General features: G+C 48.0%; 21 protein-coding genes. 10 read left to right on the top strand and 11 right to left on the bottom strand.

Features of this window, described 5'->3' with window-relative positions; all coding sequences use genetic code 11:
- Window positions 1-22: 22 nt before the first annotated feature.
- Both GNP95_RS13750 and GNP95_RS13745 read right to left on the bottom strand, forming a co-directional pair.
- On the bottom strand, window positions 23-1,477 hold the full coding sequence (locus GNP95_RS13750) for a polysaccharide deacetylase family protein (RefSeq protein WP_155611443.1): 1,455 nt from the start codon (window positions 1,475-1,477) through the stop codon (window positions 23-25).
- Between the two features lie 289 nt (window positions 1,478-1,766).
- Window positions 1,767-2,465: a universal stress protein gene (locus GNP95_RS13745; RefSeq protein ID WP_155611442.1), complete on the bottom strand. Its 699-nt coding sequence runs from the start codon at window positions 2,463-2,465 to the stop codon at window positions 1,767-1,769.
- Window positions 2,466-2,865: 400 nt separating this feature from the next.
- Here GNP95_RS13745 and GNP95_RS13740 point away from each other — a divergent pair, with 400 nt between their 5' ends.
- The 9 genes from GNP95_RS13740 to GNP95_RS13700 all read left to right on the top strand — a co-directional run bounded on the left by GNP95_RS13740 (window position 2,866) and on the right by GNP95_RS13700 (window position 10,516).
- The gene (locus GNP95_RS13740; protein WP_155611441.1) at window positions 2,866-5,268 is read left to right on the top strand and encodes a Na+/H+ antiporter subunit A; all 2,403 of its coding nucleotides are present in this window, start codon (window positions 2,866-2,868) and stop codon (window positions 5,266-5,268) included.
- The gene (locus GNP95_RS13735) at window positions 5,255-5,677 is read left to right on the top strand and encodes a Na(+)/H(+) antiporter subunit B (protein ID WP_155611440.1); all 423 of its coding nucleotides are present in this window, start codon (window positions 5,255-5,257) and stop codon (window positions 5,675-5,677) included. Before GNP95_RS13740 ends, GNP95_RS13735 begins: the two co-directional genes overlap by 14 nt.
- Before the next feature lie 4 nt (window positions 5,678-5,681).
- A complete protein-coding gene (locus tag GNP95_RS13730) occupies window positions 5,682-6,020 on the top strand; it encodes a Na(+)/H(+) antiporter subunit C (RefSeq protein WP_155611439.1) in 339 nt (112 codons plus the stop codon).
- A complete protein-coding gene (locus GNP95_RS13725) occupies window positions 6,013-7,491 on the top strand; it encodes a Na+/H+ antiporter subunit D (RefSeq protein WP_155611438.1) in 1,479 nt (492 codons plus the stop codon). Before GNP95_RS13730 ends, GNP95_RS13725 begins: the two co-directional genes overlap by 8 nt.
- Before the next feature lie 41 nt (window positions 7,492-7,532).
- Entirely contained in the window at window positions 7,533-8,015 is a 483-nt protein-coding gene (locus GNP95_RS13720) for a Na+/H+ antiporter subunit E (protein WP_213594381.1), read from the top strand.
- Complete coding sequence (locus GNP95_RS13715) at window positions 8,015-8,299, top strand: Na(+)/H(+) antiporter subunit F1 (protein WP_155611437.1); 285 nt, start codon at window positions 8,015-8,017, stop codon at window positions 8,297-8,299. The genes GNP95_RS13720 and GNP95_RS13715 overlap by 1 nt, the downstream gene beginning before the upstream one ends.
- On the top strand, window positions 8,277-8,693 hold the full coding sequence (locus tag GNP95_RS13710) for a Na+/H+ antiporter subunit G (RefSeq protein ID WP_155611436.1): 417 nt from the start codon (window positions 8,277-8,279) through the stop codon (window positions 8,691-8,693). The genes GNP95_RS13715 and GNP95_RS13710 overlap by 23 nt, the downstream gene beginning before the upstream one ends.
- A 259-nt stretch (window positions 8,694-8,952) precedes the next feature.
- Complete coding sequence (locus tag GNP95_RS13705) at window positions 8,953-9,453, top strand: hypothetical protein (protein ID WP_155611435.1); 501 nt, start codon at window positions 8,953-8,955, stop codon at window positions 9,451-9,453.
- 139 nt (window positions 9,454-9,592) lie between these two features.
- The gene (locus tag GNP95_RS13700; protein ID WP_155611434.1) at window positions 9,593-10,516 is read left to right on the top strand and encodes an AEC family transporter; all 924 of its coding nucleotides are present in this window, start codon (window positions 9,593-9,595) and stop codon (window positions 10,514-10,516) included.
- A gap of 15 nt (window positions 10,517-10,531) precedes the next feature.
- On the opposite strand, the gene GNP95_RS26745 is transcribed toward GNP95_RS13700, so the two are convergent.
- The 9 genes from GNP95_RS26745 to GNP95_RS13655 all read right to left on the bottom strand — a co-directional run bounded on the left by GNP95_RS26745 (window position 10,532) and on the right by GNP95_RS13655 (window position 16,695).
- Complete coding sequence (locus GNP95_RS26745; RefSeq protein ID WP_155611433.1) at window positions 10,532-10,669, bottom strand: BC1881 family protein; 138 nt, start codon at window positions 10,667-10,669, stop codon at window positions 10,532-10,534.
- Between the two features lie 106 nt (window positions 10,670-10,775).
- The gene (locus GNP95_RS13690; RefSeq protein ID WP_155611432.1) at window positions 10,776-11,333 is read right to left on the bottom strand and encodes a hypothetical protein; all 558 of its coding nucleotides are present in this window, start codon (window positions 11,331-11,333) and stop codon (window positions 10,776-10,778) included.
- 171 nt (window positions 11,334-11,504) lie between these two features.
- Entirely contained in the window at window positions 11,505-13,124 is a 1,620-nt protein-coding gene (groL, locus tag GNP95_RS13685) for a chaperonin GroEL (RefSeq protein ID WP_155611431.1), read from the bottom strand.
- A gap of 66 nt (window positions 13,125-13,190) precedes the next feature.
- Window positions 13,191-13,472: a co-chaperone GroES gene (gene groES, locus GNP95_RS13680; protein ID WP_155611430.1), complete on the bottom strand. Its 282-nt coding sequence runs from the start codon at window positions 13,470-13,472 to the stop codon at window positions 13,191-13,193.
- A gap of 317 nt (window positions 13,473-13,789) precedes the next feature.
- Complete coding sequence (tatC, locus tag GNP95_RS13675) at window positions 13,790-14,548, bottom strand: twin-arginine translocase subunit TatC (RefSeq protein WP_155611429.1); 759 nt, start codon at window positions 14,546-14,548, stop codon at window positions 13,790-13,792.
- A 52-nt stretch (window positions 14,549-14,600) separates the two neighbouring features.
- Window positions 14,601-14,828, bottom strand: coding sequence for a twin-arginine translocase TatA/TatE family subunit (locus GNP95_RS13670; RefSeq protein ID WP_155611428.1), 228 nt, complete (start codon window positions 14,826-14,828; stop codon window positions 14,601-14,603).
- A 146-nt stretch (window positions 14,829-14,974) separates the two neighbouring features.
- Window positions 14,975-15,460 (bottom strand): MogA/MoaB family molybdenum cofactor biosynthesis protein, encoded by a 486-nt coding sequence (locus GNP95_RS13665; RefSeq protein WP_055105663.1) that lies wholly within the window; start codon window positions 15,458-15,460, stop codon window positions 14,975-14,977.
- Window positions 15,461-15,559: 99 nt separating this feature from the next.
- Window positions 15,560-16,054, bottom strand: coding sequence for a cyclic pyranopterin monophosphate synthase MoaC (gene moaC / locus GNP95_RS13660; RefSeq protein ID WP_155611427.1), 495 nt, complete (start codon window positions 16,052-16,054; stop codon window positions 15,560-15,562).
- Window positions 16,024-16,695, bottom strand: a complete 672-nt coding sequence (locus GNP95_RS13655) for a 5-formyltetrahydrofolate cyclo-ligase (RefSeq protein WP_155611426.1) — start codon at window positions 16,693-16,695, stop codon at window positions 16,024-16,026. The genes moaC and GNP95_RS13655 overlap by 31 nt, the downstream gene beginning before the upstream one ends.
- 222 nt (window positions 16,696-16,917) lie before the next feature.
- Between GNP95_RS13655 and GNP95_RS13650 the strand changes: the two genes are divergently transcribed.
- Window positions 16,918-18,885: an ABC-F family ATP-binding cassette domain-containing protein gene (locus GNP95_RS13650; protein WP_155611425.1), complete on the top strand. Its 1,968-nt coding sequence runs from the start codon at window positions 16,918-16,920 to the stop codon at window positions 18,883-18,885.
- The last annotated feature ends 652 nt before the right edge of the window (window positions 18,886-19,537 follow it).

Here is a 19,537-nt window from a genome sequence, read left to right as displayed (position 1 = left end):
TCCGTCAAAATGTTCCGCCTCTTTATTGAATCAAATCCTTCATTTTCACAAAGGTGTAACCCTTCTCCTTCAATCGCTCCAAAACGGTTGGCAGCGCCTCTGCCGTATGAATGCCGTCAAGAATATGAAGCAGGATAACACTTCCGTTCTGCGTCTGCTTCAGAACCCCATTTATAATATCGTCGGCGCTGTTCTTTACATCCCAATCGAGCGTGGTCACGTCGTACATCGCAATTTGCGGATACCCCGTAGCCGCGATAATTTCTGCCGTCTTCTCATCCACCACGCCCGTTGGCGGCCTGTACAGCATTAACGGCTGCTGCTGGATCGCTTCCGTAATTACTTGATGGGCTTTAACAACATCCTCCTGCAGTTCCTCCGGAGTCAGCGTAGTTACAACCTGATGGGCATAGGAATGATTGGCTACGTCATGCCCCTCTTCAATCATGGCCCTTGCCAGATTCGGATTCTGCTCCACGCCCTGCGCCCGCAAGAAAAACGTTGCCTTGACATCATGCTCGGCCAATATGTCCAAAATTCGCGTAACCGTCTTGTCCGTCGCCCAATCGTCAAAGGTAAGAGCGATTTCCTTTTTCCTCGTATTGGCCTTATATACAAGCTCATAAGGAGTGCCTTTGTAGTCGGGATTCAGTTTTGCTGCATCGTACCCGGGGATTTCCTCCAGCGGTTTTCGAACTCCACCGTTCTTGACCAGCTCGCTCAGCGTAATCAGTTTATAGCCGAGCTCCTCTGCTGCCTCGCCGATAAAACCAATCGCCGGCACGACTTCCGGATTAATGTCGGTGTTCAGCGAGATGACGCCTCCCCTTGACATGTATCTGGCCACATAATCGCCAATTTCTTTCGCGTTCTTCATATCGCGGTCCTTCGGGTTGATGTTGTAATTGACGACGGCCTCCATTCCTAGCTGCGCGGCTACAAGCCGAATATCGTCCGAGTAGTCGCCAGACTTCGTTCGTATATATTTTGGAGTTACGCCCGTTTCTTTTTCGATCACTTCGTTGGCCAACTCGATTTCCTTATAGATTTGCTCATAGCCAAGCTTGGTTAAATCCAGGTGATTCAACGTGTTATTTTCGATTTCATGCCCCCGTTCGATAATGCTTTTCGCAATATCCGGCTCCTCCGCTACCCGTATTCCCGGAAGAAAAAACGTCGCTTTGATACCATACTTGTCCAGCTCGTTCAGCAGCCGTTCCATCGTTTCCGCATCCCCCATACCGTTAAAGGTAAGGCTCAGCTCTTTTCGGGCCGTATACACAGAGGTGATTACCCTGCTCTTCTCCCCATTAAAGCGCTCGATGGCCTGCTCGCCTTGCATCTGGCCCTCCGCAGGATCTGCCGGGCTGCCGCCGGAGCCAAATATTCCGCAGCTGGCCAACAAAACCAGGCTCATGAACAGAGCCGTAACTCGGACCAGCGCTCGTTCTCTATTAAACCTGTCATTGCTCTTCATGTTCTACCCCTTTTTTTACCAAATAATAGAATACCTGTTTACGAAACTCCTGAATCGTCCAATAATATATCAGGACGTTCTATACATTTTCTAAACAGATTTGTCCAATCTATCTATTACAAGGAAGTTACTTGTAACTATTTATAGGTATTATAACCTAACGAATAATCAGGAAGGAATCATCAGCATGAAGCAAAATCAGGACATTTCCCCCGTTGCAAAAGACCCCTGGCCAAACACAACAGCCCCAGTGCTTTACAGGCACTGGGGCTTATTCGCTATCTATATTTTAGATTAAATCATGGGCCTTATGCTCATACTTCACGTTGGAAGGCGCATCGATCGGTTCGGTCACTTTGTCATCGGCGACATGGACCTGGTAGGTTATGCCATTGCAAACGAATTTGAACATGCCGTTGTTAAAATCCGTACCGATCTCTTTATAGAAGATGCCTTCATAACTCATGTTCTTCTGGCAGGAGAAGCATAGTCTGTAGCTGTCCCCTTCCTTCAGCAGATAACCGCGGACGCCGGCTTCATACTCAATTTCGTCCTCGCTCTTGATGGTGCGATCCAGCGATACAATATGAAGGTCAACGAAAGTGATTTCGCGAAGAAGCACGTTGACGAAGGAACCCTTCGTGATTTCCTCCCAGCGGTTCTGGGCGGTTTGTCCGATAATGATTTGCGTGACGTTGTATTTATGGGCAACCTCGGCAATCATTTTAGCTGTGGGCCGCTTTTCATTATCTAGGAGAATAAACTCCTCAACATCGCATTCCTCAGCCAGTTCCTTCCAGCGTTCGATGTATCCCGATTTTTCGGCATCAAACTCATCGTACGGGAGCGGATCCACCGTCAGGATATATAGCGGGCAATTCAACATACTCGCCATTTTATGACCGCGTCTGATCAACCGCTCACCATTGGGACCGTAATATACGCAAACGAGAATACTCTCATCCATACGACCCTTTACCTTCTTCATGTCGAAAATTCACCTCATTAAATAATTCATTGTATTTACATCATTCTCTATAAGAAAAGCTTATACATGGAATGTATTTATTGTACATCGGCACTATTTATATTGTATAATTAGATTATTATTATAATTTTTCCTTATCGTTTGGCCGATATACGCAATACGCCAACAGGGTTGTTTCGAACAGCCATCTTTAAAGCTGCCGGCTGCTTTTCCAGAACTCCCAATTCACTTCCTAAGCGAAGTCCTCACTTCTTACGCCATAGGCGATCATAAGACTTATGGCTTCTTATTATCCCGCTTATTGACATAGGAGTCAAGTCCTGCGGGAATCCTTCTTTATAAGGCTGTTTTTTGCACAAATAAAGAAGATCACCATCATCATGAAAATGGAGGTTTGACTTTGTTATCCGTGAACTTAGCCATATTGATCCCTTTTCTTGCTGCTATACTCGTACCATTCTTATACGCCAAAGTTTCACGCAAACATATCGGCTGGTTCGTCCTGATCGTGCCGGTTGTCCTGTTTGTTTCTCTAGCTCGCTACATTCCGTCAGTCGCGGGGGGCGAGACTTACTTGAGCACGATCGCGTGGATTCCCTCCTACGGCATCCATTTTACCACGTATCTTGACGGGCTGAGCATCATCTTCGGCCTATTGATAACCGGGATTGGCAGCCTGGTCATCATTTATTCCATTTATTATTTATCCGCAGAAGAGTCGCTGGGCCACTTTTATATTTACCTGCTGCTGTTTATGGGGGCTATGCTTGGCGTTGTCTTCTCCGACAATCTGATGGTGTTCTATGCTTTCTGGGAATTGACCAGCATTTCGTCCTTCCTCCTGATTGCATTTTGGTACCACCGGAAAAGATCCAGATACGGCGCAAAAAAAGCTCTTTTAACTACGGTTACCGGCGGCATCGCCATGCTGACCAGCTTCATTATGATCTATGTCATGACTGGCACAATGAGCATCCGGGAAATTATTGCAACCATTGATTACGGCCATGCGCTATTTATTCCGGCAATGCTCCTTCTGCTGCTCGGCGCTTTCACTAAATCTGCCCAATTCCCGTTCCATATCTGGCTGCCTGACGCGATGGAAGCGCCGACGCCAATCAGTGCATATCTGCATTCGGCAACGATGGTCAAAGCGGGCATTTATTTGGTGGCCCGGTTTACGCCCATTTTCGGCAGCCATGAAATCTGGTTCTGGCTCGTCAGCAGCGTCGGCATCATCACGCTTTTCTGGGGCTCCTTCAACGCGGTTCGCCAAACGGATCTTAAAGCGCTGCTCGCCTACTCGACCATTAGTCAGCTCGGTCTCATCATGACCCTGTTCGGTATTGGTTCGGCGGCGCTGTCCATGGGAGCTGGTGAAGAGACCGTGATTTATACGCAAGCGACCTTTGCGGCCCTGTTCCATTTGGTTAATCACTCCACGTTCAAAGGCGCTTTATTTATGGTTATCGGTATCGTGAACCACGGAGCAGGCACTCGTGACATCCGCCGCCTTGGCGGACTGATGTCTTTAATGCCGATTTCATTCACCATCGCTTTAATCGGCAGCTTTTCCATGGCAGGCTTGCCGCCATTTAACGGCTTCCTGAGCAAGGAAATGTTCTTTCAAGCCGTTGTTAATGTAAGTGAGTCCGGGATTTTCTCCCTGCATGTATCCAAGGTACTATTCCCTGTCGTCGCCTGGATTGCCAGTGTATTCACATTCATATACTGCATGATCATCGTATTCAAGACGTTTCTGGGGCCATACCAGCCGGAGAAGCTGGATCATGAAGCCCATGAAGCTCCGGCAGGCATGTTGATTTCACCGATCATTCTGGCAGTTCTGGTTGTAGGGATTTTCTTCTTCCCTAACGTGCTGGGCGATTATCTGCTGCGTCCGGCGATGGCCAGCATCCTCCCTTCGATAGAACTCGAAGGCATGATTGAACCTATTTCGGCCTGGCATGGATTCAATCCCGCTTTATGGATGACGCTCGGAGTCATTGCTGTCGGCACCTTGATGTATCTGTCAATTCGGCGGTGGAAAGGAATCTATTCGCTTCTGCCCGAGAACTGGACGCTGGATAACTTGTATAACAATAGTCTGATCCAAATAGAGAAAATCTCAAACCGGATCACTTCCTTCTATATGACAGGCTATTTGCGAAGTTATTCGATTTATATTTTCCTGTTCTTCATCGCCGCTGTCGGAGGCACGCTGCTGTTCACAGGAGCTTTCGCCTTTGATTTTACGGGCGATGCTCCGATCAGCGTGTATGAAATCGTTCTGGTGCTCGTCATGGTCGCTGCCGCGCTTGCCATCCCTTTGGCGAAATCGCGCGTAAACGCCGTTCTGCTCAATGGAGCGCTTGGCTATTCCATGGCTCTGTTCTTCGTCGTATTCCGTGCGCCTGACTTGGCGTTAACCCAGCTCGTGGTGGAGACGGTATCGACAGCTTTGTTCCTGCTCTGCTTCTATTTCCTTCCAAAGTGGAAGAAAGAGGAGACGCCACGCCGCACGAAGCGCACCAACCTTGTCATTTCCATAGCTGTAGGAATCATTTTCGTTTTGGTTGCTCTCTCTGTACGGGGAGGCAAACTGTTCGATACGATCTCCGGCTACTTTGAAAACGCCTATGAGCTGGCGGGCGGAAAGAACATCGTTAACGCCATCCTCGGCGACTTCCGCGCGTTCGATACGATGCTTGAGGTCATCGTCCTCTTCATCGGTGGCCTGAGCGTATACACATTGATCAAACTAAAGTCGACGAAGGAGGAGCAGAACCTTGAAGATCAATGACGTCATTTTACAAACCGTTACGAAAATCGTAGTTTTTATTATTCTAACGATGGCGGTCTATCTGTTCGTGTCTGGACATAACAGCCCCGGCGGCGGTTTTATCGGGGGACTTGTGCTCGCTTCCGCCCTGGTGCTGTTATTCCTCGCCTTCGATACGGAAACCATCATGAAAAGAATCCCTTTGGACTTCAAAATGGTCGCTGCCGTGGGAGCCTTCATTGCCGTAGCAACGGGAGCCGCTTCTTTGTTTTTGGATATTCCTTTTTTGAGCCACGCTTATTCTTATTTCAATCTTCCCGTCTTTGGCAAAACCGGGCTCGCTACGGTCACGATCTTTGAACTCGGCGTAGCCCTGGGCGTAGTCGGCGTGGTCGTCACGATTATTCTAAGTATTAGCGAGGATGTGTAAGTGTATGGAAACGTTGATCATCATCCTGACGGGAGTACTGGTGTCCGTTGCGACTTACTTGTTTCTCTCCAGGAATGTTATTCGGATCATTCTAGGAACTGCCGTGCTGACGCATGCGGCACATTTGCTGATTATGACGATGGGCGGGCTGAAGACCGGCGGCGTGCCCGTGCTCGGAGAAGAAACGACTACCTTTACCGATGCACTGCCGCAAGCCCTGATCCTGACTTCCATCGTGATCAGCTTTGCGGTTACCGCCTTTCTTCTCGTGCTTGCTTACCGGTTGTACCAGGAGAGCAGAAGCGATAACCTGAACGAGTTAAGGAGTATGCTGAATGAATAATATCCTTGTACTCCCCGTCGTTATTCCGGTACTGGCCGGTATTATGCTTGTGTTCTTCCGGTCGCATATTCAGATTCAAAGATGGCTTAGCCTGGCTGCGATACTGTCGGTTACAGGCATCAGCATCTATATTCTAAACATGATTCAAAATGCGGGAATCATCCGCCTCGACTTTGGGAATTGGCAGCCCCCGTTCGGCATCCTTTTTGTCGGTGATTCCTTCTCCCTGCTACTGGTGCTAACGACAAGCCTCGTTGCCGCCATTTGCTTGGTTTACGCCTTCTACTCCATCGGGGAGCAGCGGGAGCGAATGTTCTTCTATCCTTTTGTCCTGCTCATGGTTGCAGGCGTTAACGGCTCCTTCCTGACAGGAGATTTGTTCAATCTGTATGTGTGCTTTGAAGTTATGCTGTTAGCTTCTTATGCGCTTATTACACTTGGGGGCACCAAAGCCCAGTTGAAAGAGTCCATTAAATACGTAGCCATTAATGTGCTCTCTTCCTGGTTCTTTCTTGTAGCCATCGCTTACTTGTACGGAACGGTAGGCACGTTGAACATGGCTCATTTATCCGAACGGATTGCGGAAGCGGGACAAACTCCGCTGCTCACCGTCATTAGCATTTTGTTCCTGCTTGTATTCGGATTAAAGGCCGGACTGCTGCTCTATTTCTGGCTGCCTGGCTCATACAGCGTCCCGCCGACAGCCGTAGCCGCATTATTCGGAGGGCTTCTAACGAAGGTCGGCATATATGCAATGTTTCGGATGTTCACCTTGCTCTTCTATCATGAGCCTTCAATTACACATACGATCATTGGCATCATGGCTGGCATTACGCTGATCGGGGGCTCTTTCGGAGCAATAGCTTATAGGGATATCCGCCAAATCGTATCCTTTAACGTAGTCATCGCGGTAGGCTTTATCCTGGTCGGTCTTGCCGCCGCCACTCCGGCAGCGATCGAAGGGTCGATTTATTATCTGGTGCATGACATGCTTGTCAAAGCAGCCTTGTTCCTGATTGCGGGTTCCATGGCGGCTCTTGCCGGTACGACGATGATCGACCGGATGAGCGGATTGATTCGCCACTATCCGATATTAGGCTGGTCGTTCTTCATCATTATGCTGGCTCTTGCTGGTATTCCGCCGCTAAGCGGTTTTATGGGGAAAATCCTCATTGGTCAAGGGGCGATTGAAAGCGGGTCGTATATCCTGCTCGCGCTTTCCCTGATTTCCAGCATATTCGTGCTATATTCCCTGCTGCGTATTTTCCTGAACTGCTTCTGGGGAGAATCTACGACCAGCGAGGAAGATGCGGCTCCTCTAAGCAAAGGCTGGATCATCCCTTGCGTTCTGCTGACGGCCGCCTCTATCGCTCTTGGATTCGGGGCGGAATATATATCGCCTTATATCGCTGACGCAGCGGCAACTTTAACGAATCCCTACATCTATATTGATGCGGTCCTAAACAAATAATGAAATCAGAATGCACGATATGAAAAAAAGGGGTGAAATAGGTGCCTGCTCAGTTTCTGCTGAATTTATTTATTGCTTTTTTGTGGATGGTTCTCAATGATGAAGACGAGCTGAGATTTACGACGTTTTTTGCCGGCTTCCTTGTTGGGGTCGCGATCATCTTTGTGATGCAGCGTTTTTTCGGAAAACAATTTTATTTGCATCGCTTCTACCGGGTCGTCAAGCTAATCCTGATTTTCATTTCTGAATTGTTCCAGTCGGCTTTTGTCGTAATGAAACATATTATCAGTCCAAAGATAGATATCAAGCCGGGGATTTTCACTTACAAAACTGCCCTGAAAAGCGATTGGGAAGTAACCACGCTGGCGCTGCTGCTCACGCTTACTCCAGGTTCGGTTGTTATGGAGGTTTCACCCGAGGGAGATACGTTCTATATCCATGCACTCGATATTGAACGCTACAAAAACGATTTGATCCGTTCTTTAGGCCGGTTTGAAAAAGCAATCATGGAGGTGACTCGATAATGATCAAAATAATGCTGGGGGTTTCCCTTACCCTGTTCAGCGTAGCGATTGCTATTTCCCTGTTTCGCATTATCAAGGGGCCTTCCCTTCCCGATCGCGTTATCGCGATGGACATGATCGGCGTGAACCTGATCTCGGGGATCGCCGCGGTATCTATACTGCTGAGAACCAAAGCGTATTTAGAGGTTATACTCGTCCTAGGCTTACTGGCTTTTATCAGTACGATTTCGCTCTCCAGATTTATCGAGAGAGGTGTTATTATTGAACGTAAACGCAGTGGGTGAATTCGTGGGAGCCGCCTTGATTCTTATCGGCAGCATTATTAGTGTGATCAGCGCCATCGGTATCATCCGTTTTCCGGACGTATATACACGAGCGCACGCCGCTACCAAAAGCTCTACGCTGGCCGTTCTGCTGACCCTTATCGGAACCTTTCTATATATATGGTTCAGCGATGCTTTTATCAGCGTAAGGGTTATCCTGGGAATTTTGTTTGTATTCATTACGGCTCCTGTGTCCGGGCATCTCATTATTCGCGCTGCCTATCGCTCCAACGTCAAGCTGGCGGATTCAACGATTGAAGATGAATTAAAGCCTGTCCTGCACGGAAGCGGGCAGGATAAGAAACAAAGTAATGAACATGAACAAGGAACAGAGCAGCCGCAAGGCAGCCTGTAAGATTAAAAGACCGGGCAAGGGAATCATATCGATCCCTGCTCGGCCTTTTTTGTTTCATACATAACCACACCTCGATGAATTCCTTAAATCGACATATTTTACATTTCAATTGCGGCCTCCTACCCATTAAGCTATACTTATTCAAAGGCAAGTATCATAGCCGCTCTCATGCCTTATTACCTAAATTATGGACAACTAGAAACGAATCAATATATAGCACTACACCATCACATTTTCAAAAAAGGAGGGATGCATCCAGATGAGCGATCAGATTCTAACGCAAATTCTAGGTGAACTCAAATCACTGAACAATCGCATGGGCAATTTGGAAGACAAGCAAGAGACTTTGGCAAATGGACAGCAGGCTTTACTCACCAGACAAGAAGCTCTGGAAAATGGACAGCAGGCTTTACTCACCAGACAAGAAGCTCTGGAAAATGGACAGCAGGCTTTACTCACCAGACAAGAGGCTCTGGAAAATGGACAGCAGGCTTTACTTACCAGACTAGAAGCTCTGGAAACTAGGCAGGTTAGCTTCGAGGCCGAGCTAAAGGAGATCAAAGCGAACACTGCGGATATTCCGTTAATTAGACAAGCTGTCCTGGAGACGCTGGAAATTACCAAGCGCCTTGATCTGTCCCAAAAATCATTTGAGAGAAAAACGACCAACCAGCTCAACACCCACGAATACAGCATTGATATTATTAATCGTCGCCAGCTCAAGCTGGAAGCTGATTTAGAGAGCATTAAGAATAAATAATATGCCCTTAAATGAGCCTCGCCCTAACGGCGAGGTTTTCGTATGCAATCTGCATTAGTAATTTAGTGCCGTAAACATGGTATAATAACACTGCTTGTCAATTCGGATTTCATTATTTAGAAGGAAGTTGGACATCAAGATGATTATCGAAATCGTAACGGATGTGGTCCTGCCCATCTTTGTGCTGATTGGACTTGGAGCATTGATGCATCGTGCGTTTCAGCTCAACTTATATACACTGGCAAAAATCAACTTTTATTATATCACTCCCGCTGTTGTGTTCCTGAGCATGTACAATTCGGAAATGTCCCCCCTATTATTGGGCAGCGTTACCCTGTTCTACGCTTTATATATTTCACTCCAATATATTGTCAGCTCTATTGTCAGCTGGAAAAGGGGATTCAAGCCGGGTATGAAGGCCGCATTCACGAACAGCCTCATTCTCGACAACTCGGGGAACTACGGACTTCCTATCAATCAGCTCGCATTTAAGGGCGATCCGCTAGCGACTTCGATCCAGGCGCTGGTCATGACCTTTCAAAGCCTCGTCACCTTTACTTATGGCGTAATCTCGGTTCAACGCGCTAAATCAGGAGGAACATTGAAGGCAGCATTAATCGGGTTTCTAAAAATGCCGGTTCCGTACGCGCTCGTGCTTGGCCTGGTCTTTCACGTCTTTCACTGGCCGCTGCCAGATTTCGCAGCAAAGCCGTTGGGCTATATCGCAGATTCCATGGTCAGCATCGCTTTACTGACGTTAGGGGCGCAAATTATCCAATATCCGCTTCGCCTGGACCGGTTAGATGTATACATCAGCGCCTTCTTAAGGCTGCTAGTCGGTCCGGCTATCGGGCTGCTGCTTATTCTCGCGCTCGGCCTGAAAGGCATCCCGGCTCAAGCGCTGCTCATCGCCTCCGGTATGCCGACAGGCGTCAATAGTACGATTCTCGCTGAAGAGTATGATAACGAGCCAGACTTCGCGTCCCAAACCGTGCTCATTTCTACGCTGCTGAACGTCATAACCGTAACGGCGCTGATCTCGTTATCCAAATTCGTGGGGTAATCTATCTCAGTGTTACTATCCGAATATGGTAGCCGGTCCAGTTGGCATCATTTCCTTCTGGCCGGTTGTTATTTTAAATCCCCCGTGAAAGTTTACTTCAATAACCTCAATTCCCACGCGAGCTGCGAGTTCTTTATTAAGAACATTAGACATTTGACCAAATATTGCTAGCCCGTTGGAACAGTGGCCACAAACTCACCTTTTTTTGGCATAGAAAAAAGCACTCTAAAAAGAGCGCTTTTCCATAAATATAAATATATTATTCCTTAGAAATAATAACATTGAAGTCGTATCCCATTACAGTAAGTGCTACAAAGATATCCCCTTTGGAGTAATAGGAAACCTCATCATCGGATGTGTCACTCTCATAAACATACCCCTGCTTTTCCAATTCATTAACATACTTTTGGATATTTCCATCAGTCGCATCAGTAACATCATATGCATACATCACAGTTTTTCCGTCTGATAGCTCTATTCTTTTTCCGGATGAGATACCATTTACACTTGCATAATTAGGAATATCACCATTGTATTCAGAGTAAAATTGTCCCTTTCCAGTGTTGATTTCCACTCTTCCAAGTTGATCATTCCAAACATAGTCTACACCAGTAATGTCGCCTAGCTTAGCAAGAGGAACATAAGTGCTGCCTTCATAATTTAACACTGGCCGTTCAGCGTCCTTATACTCTACGCCATCGACAACTATTGGGTAAGTGACAGGAGTCAATATGAACTGCTTAATTTGTTCTGCATAAACCGTTGTTCCCACCATGAGACAGGCACCTACAATGCAGCCGGATATAAATTTTTTCAACAAAAGCCCCCCTAATATTTTCCTATTATTCTACCATAATTAGAGAGCAAGGGGGGCACGTATAGAGAGACTTCTAAAAAGATGCCACTAAGAATTTATGTGATTTATTATAAAAGGCTCCCTCTCGGGAGCCTTTAACTATGCGCTATTACAGGGTTTCATCCCCCTTTATTACATCATTCCGCCCATACCGCCCATGTCTGGCATAGCTGGTTTTTCTGGTTCTGGTTTGTCTGCGATAACCACTTCAGTAGTCAGGAACAATCCAGCTACGGATGCAGCGTGTTGCAGCGCGGAACGAGTAACCTTAGCAGGGTCGACGATACCTGCTTCGATCATGTTCACCCATTCGCCGGTAGCCGCGTTGAAACCGATGCCTGCTTGCTCTTTCTTCAGGCGCTCAACGATAACGGAGCCTTCTTCGCCTGCGTTCGCGGAAATCGTACGGATTGGCTCTTCCAGAGCGCGCAGCACGATGTTCACACCTGTTTTCTCGTCGCCTTCTACTTGAAGCGCAGCTACGGCACTGTATACGTTCACGAGGGCTACGCCGCCGCCGGATACGATACCTTCTTCGACAGCCGCACGAGTAGCGTTCAATGCGTCTTCGATGCGCAGTTTGCGTTCTTTCAATTCAGTCTCGGTAGCCGCACCAACTTTGACTACGGCTACGCCGCCAGCCAGTTTAGCCAGACGCTCTTGCAGCTTCTCTTTATCGAATTCAGAAGTGGTTTCTTCCAATTGCGTACGGATTTGGTTCACACGAGCTGTAATGTCAGCTTTGTCTCCGCTTCCGTCAACGATGGTTGTGTTCTCTTTCGTAACGATAACTTGGCGAGCGTTACCCAGCTGCTCTACGCTGGTTCCCTTCAGATCCAGTCCGAGCTTCTCGGTAATCACTTGTCCGCCAGTCAACGCAGCGATGTCCTGCAGCATTGCTTCGCGACGGTCGCCGAAGCCTGGTGCTTTTACCGCAACTGCGTTAAATGTACCGCGCAGTTTGTTCAAGATCAGCATTGCTTGCGCTTCACCTTCGATATCCTCAGCAATGATCAGAAGCGGTCTGCTTTGCTGTACGATTTTCTCCAGGATTGGCAGAATCTCTTGCGTGCTGCTGATTTTCTTATCAGTAATCAAGATGTACGGGTTATCCAGAACCGCTTCCATCTTATCTGTATCCGTAATCATGTACGGGGAGATATAACCGCGGTCGAACTGCATACCTTCTACAACCTCTAGCTCAGTATAGAAGCCGCGGGATTCTTCCACGGTGATTACGCCGTCTTTGCCGACTTTCTCCATAGCTTCAGCGATCAGTTCGCCTACTTCTTCGTCGCCAGCCGAAATTGCTGCAACTTGAGCGATCGATTGCTTGCCTTCGATCGATTTGGAAATTTTCTGGAGCTCTTCTACCGCAGCGCGAACCGCTTTGTCGATCCCTTTACGCAGACCGATTGGGCTTGCACCAGCTGTAACGTTCTTCAATCCTTCGCGGATCAACGCTTGAGCCAATACAGTAGCTGTTGTTGTACCGTCTCCGGCTACATCGTTCGTCTTCGTTGCAACTTCTTTAACTAGTTGAGCACCCATGTTCTCGAATGCATCTTCCAGTTCGATTTCCTTAGCAATCGTTACGCCATCGTTAGTAATCAGCGGGCTGCCGAATTTTTTCTCCAATACCACATTGCGGCCTTTTGGTCCAAGAGTAACTTTTACCGCATCTGCCAAAGCATCTACCCCGCGCAGCATCGCACGGCGAGCGTCTTCATTGAATTTAATCTCTTTTGCCATAATTCAATTACCTCCCTGAATGATTGTTAATTTGCTCTTTATTCATAAGGTCAGGCTGATGTACGCTTAACCCACAATCGCGTGGATGTCGCTTTCCTTCATAATTAAGTATTCTTTGCCTTCATATTTAACTTCAGTTCCCGCATATTTGGAGAACAGTACGCGGTCGCCTTCCTTCACTTCCAATGGAACACGTACCCCGTCCTTCAGTGTTCCGCTGCCAACAGCAACGACTTTACCTTCTTGCGGCTTCTCCTTCGCATTATCTGGAAGTACGATGCCAAATGCAGTCGTTTCCTCTTGCTCAATCGGTTCTACCAGTACGCGCTCACCTAAAGGTTTGATCATGAAAATGTCCTCCTTTAAATATGTTTTGTTGAATTTAATAACGTCATTGATGTGTTAGCACTCGATACACATTAGTGCTAACAACCACTTTTTATGATACTCAAAATGAATCCAGATTTCAAGTTCCCTGCTGCATTTTTTTCGTAAGTTTGGCGGAATCGTTCCATGGGCCCTTTTCATGATATCCTTATATATCTATAAATATTCCAATTAGCTCTTTCGAATCTATGGATTGCTTCCCATTTTTAGAAACGGTTCCTAAAAAGCAACAAACACATCTTCCTTGTTGAAGATGTGTTTGTCATGGCAGAATGCCTCTATGAATTATACTGGGCTTCCCGCTCGGCATCGGCCGCAATCAGCTTGCGATGGATACGCGAGGAAAGGAGCACGCTGATTTCATACAGAATTATAAGCGGAATCAGCACCAGAAACGCGGAAAGAAAATCTGCAGGCGTAATCATTACGGAAATCACTACAAGGGCAAAATACGCTACCCTTCTCATTTTCCGCAGCAGCCTTGGGGTCAGAATCCGCAGCTGAGTGAGAAACAATATAACGATCGGCAGCTCAAAAAGCAGCGATATCGGAATGATGATATTAAATAAAAACTTGAAATAATCCGCCATTCCATAGGTTTCAATCAGTCCAAGCTCCGCATTGAGCTCTCCGGTAAACGCCATGGCCAGCGGAAATACGACATAGTAACCGAAAGAAATCCCGATCAAGAAGCACAGGAATACGTAAGGAATATATTTAAGCGTAGCCTTCCGTTCCGCAGGCTTAAGTCCGGGACTTACGAAAGCCCATATTTGATACAGTGTGAAGGGCAGGGTAACGCCTAGCGCTACCATCATTGCTATTTTCATATATACGCCAACGCCGTCCCAGAAAGAGAAGGCATTCAGGTTAATCTTCACGCCTGAAAGGGCATTGACCGTGACGTAATTGTATATTGGTTTGACTACGAAGAAAGCCGCGACCAGCACGAACACAAATACGAACAGTACCCAAAATAACCGGCGGCGAAGTTCCGTTAAATGTTCGACCACGCTTTGCTGCGTCTCTTCAGCCATATGCCGTCCTCCCTGACTTCTAAATTACTGGTGAGCATACAAACTACCACGCTTACTCCGGCAGCCGTTTTTCGTCTGGTTTGGACGACTCTTGTACAGGTGTTGAGAGCTCCTGGGGCTGAGACTTATCCCCTTGAGGCTGATCCTCCATAATGCCCTGCGTCGCATCCTTGAATTCTTTGAAGGTGCGGCCTACGACGCGTCCAAGCTCTGGCAGTTTATTCGGCCCGAATATTAATAGCGCTGCGATAATGATCAGTAACAATCCGCCTGCACTCATGCTGATTCCCCTTCCAAATGCACTTAAAAAATATAGGCTTGCACAACCCGCCCGTTTCATTCATACGCCCACATCATACCATAACTAAAATCACAGTAACAGTGCCGCTCTAAGTCAAATTAGCGGCACTCCTTCCCTTCTTTCGCCTACAGCCGAAATTGCCCCGTAACCATCAGCAGCGCCTCAGGCAGTTGATCCATAATGGCGGCCAAATTTTCGTGAACTCCTTTTGGCGTGCCCGGCAGGTTCACGATCAGCGTCCGGCCGCGAATGCCGACGATCCCGCGAAACAGCATACCTGCAGGATTCTTCTGCATAACCGAATAGCGCATCGCTTCCGCCATCCCCGGTACTTCGCGTTCAATCACTCGCCGCGTCGCCTCTGGGGTCACGTCCCGGATAGCCAGCTCCGTACCTCCGGTAGTAAGCACTAAATCTGCCTGAAAATAATCTGTCATTTCAATTAAAGCCGCAATAATTTCATCCGGTTCATCAGGAACGATGCGGTATTCTATAATTTCTCCGCCGAGCTCTTCCTCTACAAGTTCCCGGATAACCTGGGCACTCGTATCCTCGCGCTCTCCACGGGAGCCTTTATCGCTTGCCGTCAGGATCGCCGTTTTCCAAACCATGAAGTCACCCTCCTCATCCACATAGGAACTCCGTTTTTAATGTCTGAATTAAATCCTTTTAAATTGACGACTTATGTTCATTATTTATAAAAGCAATAATTAAACCCCAGAAAGATAGTTTCCGCTTTTTCCGCCCGTCTTACTGCGGAGCAGGGTCGGGCCGATAACCATATCCTTTTGCAGCGCTTTGCACATGTCGTACACGGTTAACGCCGCGGCTGAAACAGCGGTGAGCGCCTCCATTTCCACGCCCGTTTTGCCTTCTGTTTTCACGGTTGCCTCAATATGCAGCTCATTATGCCCGTTATCTGTAAAAATGAGGTTAACTCCGGTTAATGGCAGTGGGTGGCACATGGGAATCCAGTCAGAGGTTCTCTTAGCTCCCTGAATTCCGGCAATTTGCGCCACGGCAAGCACGTCCCCTTTGCCAACCTGGCCTTTCTTGATGGCGCGAAGCGTGTCCGGATGCATCGTAATTGTCGATACGGCAACCGCCGTCCGGGCTGTTGCCTGCTTCCCTGAAATATCGACCATATTTGCTCTGCCCTGTTCATTAAAATGAGTCAATTTCCCTTCCTGGGATTCCGAAGACATAAATTTTCACTACTTTCATTGATATATATCGGACCGGAGGCTGTAAACAGCAGATCTACCCTAAAATCATGGGGCTCCATCGGAATACAGTCCGTCAATATTTGCTCTTGAAAAGCGAGCGCTGCGATAATAGCGCCTGCCCCGCCGCCCTCTGAACGCTGCAAAGCGTCCATGAAACGGTCGTAAAATCCTCCCCCGAAGCCGATCCGGCCTCCTGTCCTGTCATAGGCAAGGCCAGGAACCACAACGAGATCGATTTCAGGCCAGCGGTTCTCGGGCCAAATGCCCGTATGCTCAGCCGGCTCGGGAATACCCCAAGCACCAGGCAGCAGTTCGCCGGCTTCCTTCAATTCATGCAGCTCAAACCGCCCGGCTCCGGCGACTTTTGGAACCAATACGCGATCCCCCTGCTTCCAGCAGTTGTTCATCAACTCGCTTGTATCGGGCTCATCCCGAAAGGAAGCATAAATGAATACCGTAAGCCGTTTGTTCCGTTCGTGCCGCAGGGGTCCCAGTACTTCCCGTTCCGCCAGCAAGCTGGCTGCCAGCGACTGCTCTTGCCGCAATAGTTCCGGAATTTGGGATCGGCGTTCTCTCATCGTACGGCGCAAATGATGTTTAATATCTGGGATATTCATCATATAAATCCCTCATAGAATGATATATTCTCATCTAGTTTATCATTGTTGAAGCAAAATGAAAACTAAAGCGATTTCTGAAAAAGTATCATAAATACTCACATTTTCATAGCATCGGAAATTCTATGATTTTACAAGACAGGGGGCTTGCATAAAGAGCGATGCAAAGCGCTGCCGTTTCATGTACACTTAATGTAGAAAGAATAAGCGGAGGATTCGGAAGTTATGCTACTTCAAGCGACTAATATTACGAAACGATATGGTGTTACTGAAATACTTCATGGCATTAATCTGCAAGTTTTAGAGCGGGACCGCATCGGCTTGGTTGGCGTCAACGGGGCCGGAAAGTCGACGCTTTTGCAAATATTGGCTCAGGAATTGTCATATGATGAAGGTCAGATTTATAAAGCGAAGGAAACTACGATCGGTTATCTCGCTCAAAATAGCGGGCTGCAGTCGGAGCTCACGATTTGGGAGGAAATGCTGAACGTCTTCGCCTCCCTGCTGGATGCGGAGCGCGAGCTGCGCAGCATGGAGCAAGAAATCGCCGCGCTGGCCGAACATCATGACGATGACAAGGCCTACGAGGAATTACTGGAGCGGTACGCCCGGAAACAAGACTGGTTCAAGGATAATGGCGGTTATGAAATCGAAACTCGCATTCGCAGTGTGCTTCACGGTATGGGCTTCGGCAGCTTCCCGCCGGATACGCTCATTTCCACGCTCAGCGGCGGGCAGAGAACCCGGCTCGCTTTGGCCCGGATTTTGCTCCAGGCTCCCGACCTGCTCATGCTTGACGAACCAACGAACCACTTGGACATTGAGACGTTAACCTGGCTGGAGGACTACCTCCGCAACTATTCCGGGGCGCTGCTGATCGTGTCCCATGACCGTTATTTCCTCGATCGGCTCGTCACGGCCATCGTCGAAATCGAACGTCATCAATCGAAAAGATACACAGGAAATTATACGCGCTACATCGCGCTGAAGGCGGCCGAATACGAAAGCCAGATGAAAATGTACGAGAAACAGCAGGACGAAATTGCCCGTATGGAAACCTTTATTCAGCGTAACATTGTCCGGGCATCGACGACAAAGCGGGCGCAAAGCCGCCGCAAAGCGCTAGAGAAGATGGACATCATGGAAAGGCCGACAGGGGATTTGAAGCGGGCGAGCTTTTCCTTTGAAGCAGAGTACATGACCGGCAAAGATGTGCTGCAGGTTGACGGCCTGTCCTATTCCTTTGCCGACGATAAGCATCCGCTGTTTCGTAACGTATCTTTCTATTTGCGGCGCGGCGAGACTGTTGCCCTGATCGGACCGAACGGTATTGGCAAGTCAACCTTGCTCAAAATTTTAACCGGCGACCTGAAGGCTTCTTCCGGGTCGATCGTGTGGGGCAGCAAAGTAAAAATCGGGTATTATGATCAGGAGCAGACCCACCTCAATGCCGCAAACACCGTGCTCGAGGAAGTTTGGAGCGCCTTTCCCCATATGGAGGAGGCAAGAATCCGCACGGTGCTGGGCAATTTTTTGTTCAGCGGCGAAGATGTTCAGAAGAGAATAGCCGCGCTGAGCGGCGGCGAAAAAGCCAGGGTTGCTTTAGCCAAGCTGATGCTGCAAAAGGCCAACGTCCTCATTCTCGACGAGCCGACCAACCATCTGGATTTATTCAGCAAAGAGGTGCTTGAATCTGCTCTGCTCGATTACGACGGAACGCTGTTGTTCATTTCCCACGACCGTTATTTCCTTAATAAAATGGCGGAACGGATCGTCGAACTGCACCCTGGCGGGGCCAATCATTTCCTGGGGAATTATGACGACTATTTAGCGAAATTACAAGAGCTTGCGGAGCTGGCTGACGAAAACGCCACAAGCCAAACACCCACTCCCGCACCAGCAGACGACAGCTCCTCCGGAGCCGACGCTGCCGCAGCCAAAAATGGAGCAGCAACATTCGAGGCGGAGAAACAAGCAAAGCGCGAGGAACGCATGAGGCAGCGCCGTCTGGAGCAGCTCGAACAGTCGATTGCCGAGCTGGAGGAGCAGATTGCGGCCATTGAGGCGGAATTAACTCTGCCCGAGGTTTATCAGGACTATACGGCCGTGCAAGAGCGGCAGCTTCTCATCGACGAGCGCAAGCTGCAATTGACAGCAGCCTATGAGGAATGGGAAACGCTGGCTGAAGCTTAAAAATATTTTTTTACATGGCATTTACAAACGACACTAGTTGTGCACAGGCTTATCCACAATTCCACTGCTGACTAACCATAAAAAACGGCCGCACAGGCCGTTTTTTCCCTTTAAAAATCGTGTTTTTGTAAAATAACGCTGATTATCCACTGAACTATCCACATTATCCACAGTTTTCAGAAAAAAACATTCCTCATTTTCGTAAAACGATCAATCTCTTGGTACATAAGCTTTCATCTATTTTTCATGAAGTTAGTCTACAAGCTGTGGATAACTTTGTCCACATCTTGACAAGGAGCTCTGTTTTATTGTAGAAGTATTCACTTTCTTTTTCTAGTGCTTCGTTCCCTAATTTCACGTTTGCTATCCTCTCCCCCGTCCCATGAATTCCAAAATTGATTTCCAGAAGAACTGTGTTCGGCATAACTACCGATGTATCAATTAAAAATGATACCCCAGTTCGTTCTCCACCGGGTCCTGCTCTAGCGACACAATAACCTTCGCTCCTGCTCCTATCTGCCTAATCTTGCAAGTACGCAGTCATTCCTGGCCAAGTCCAAACCCACCTAACAGCCTATTGCTAGAACCAGACGACACTCTTTATCATCTTTAATAGCCTTCGCGTCCATCTTTCCGACAGCAATTGTCGCAA

Origin of the sequence: Paenibacillus woosongensis (assembly GCF_009725165.1) — a bacterium.
Lineage (GTDB): Bacteria > Bacillota > Bacilli > Paenibacillales > Paenibacillaceae > Fontibacillus > Fontibacillus woosongensis.
This window is presented reverse-complemented; position numbering and strand designations above follow the sequence as displayed.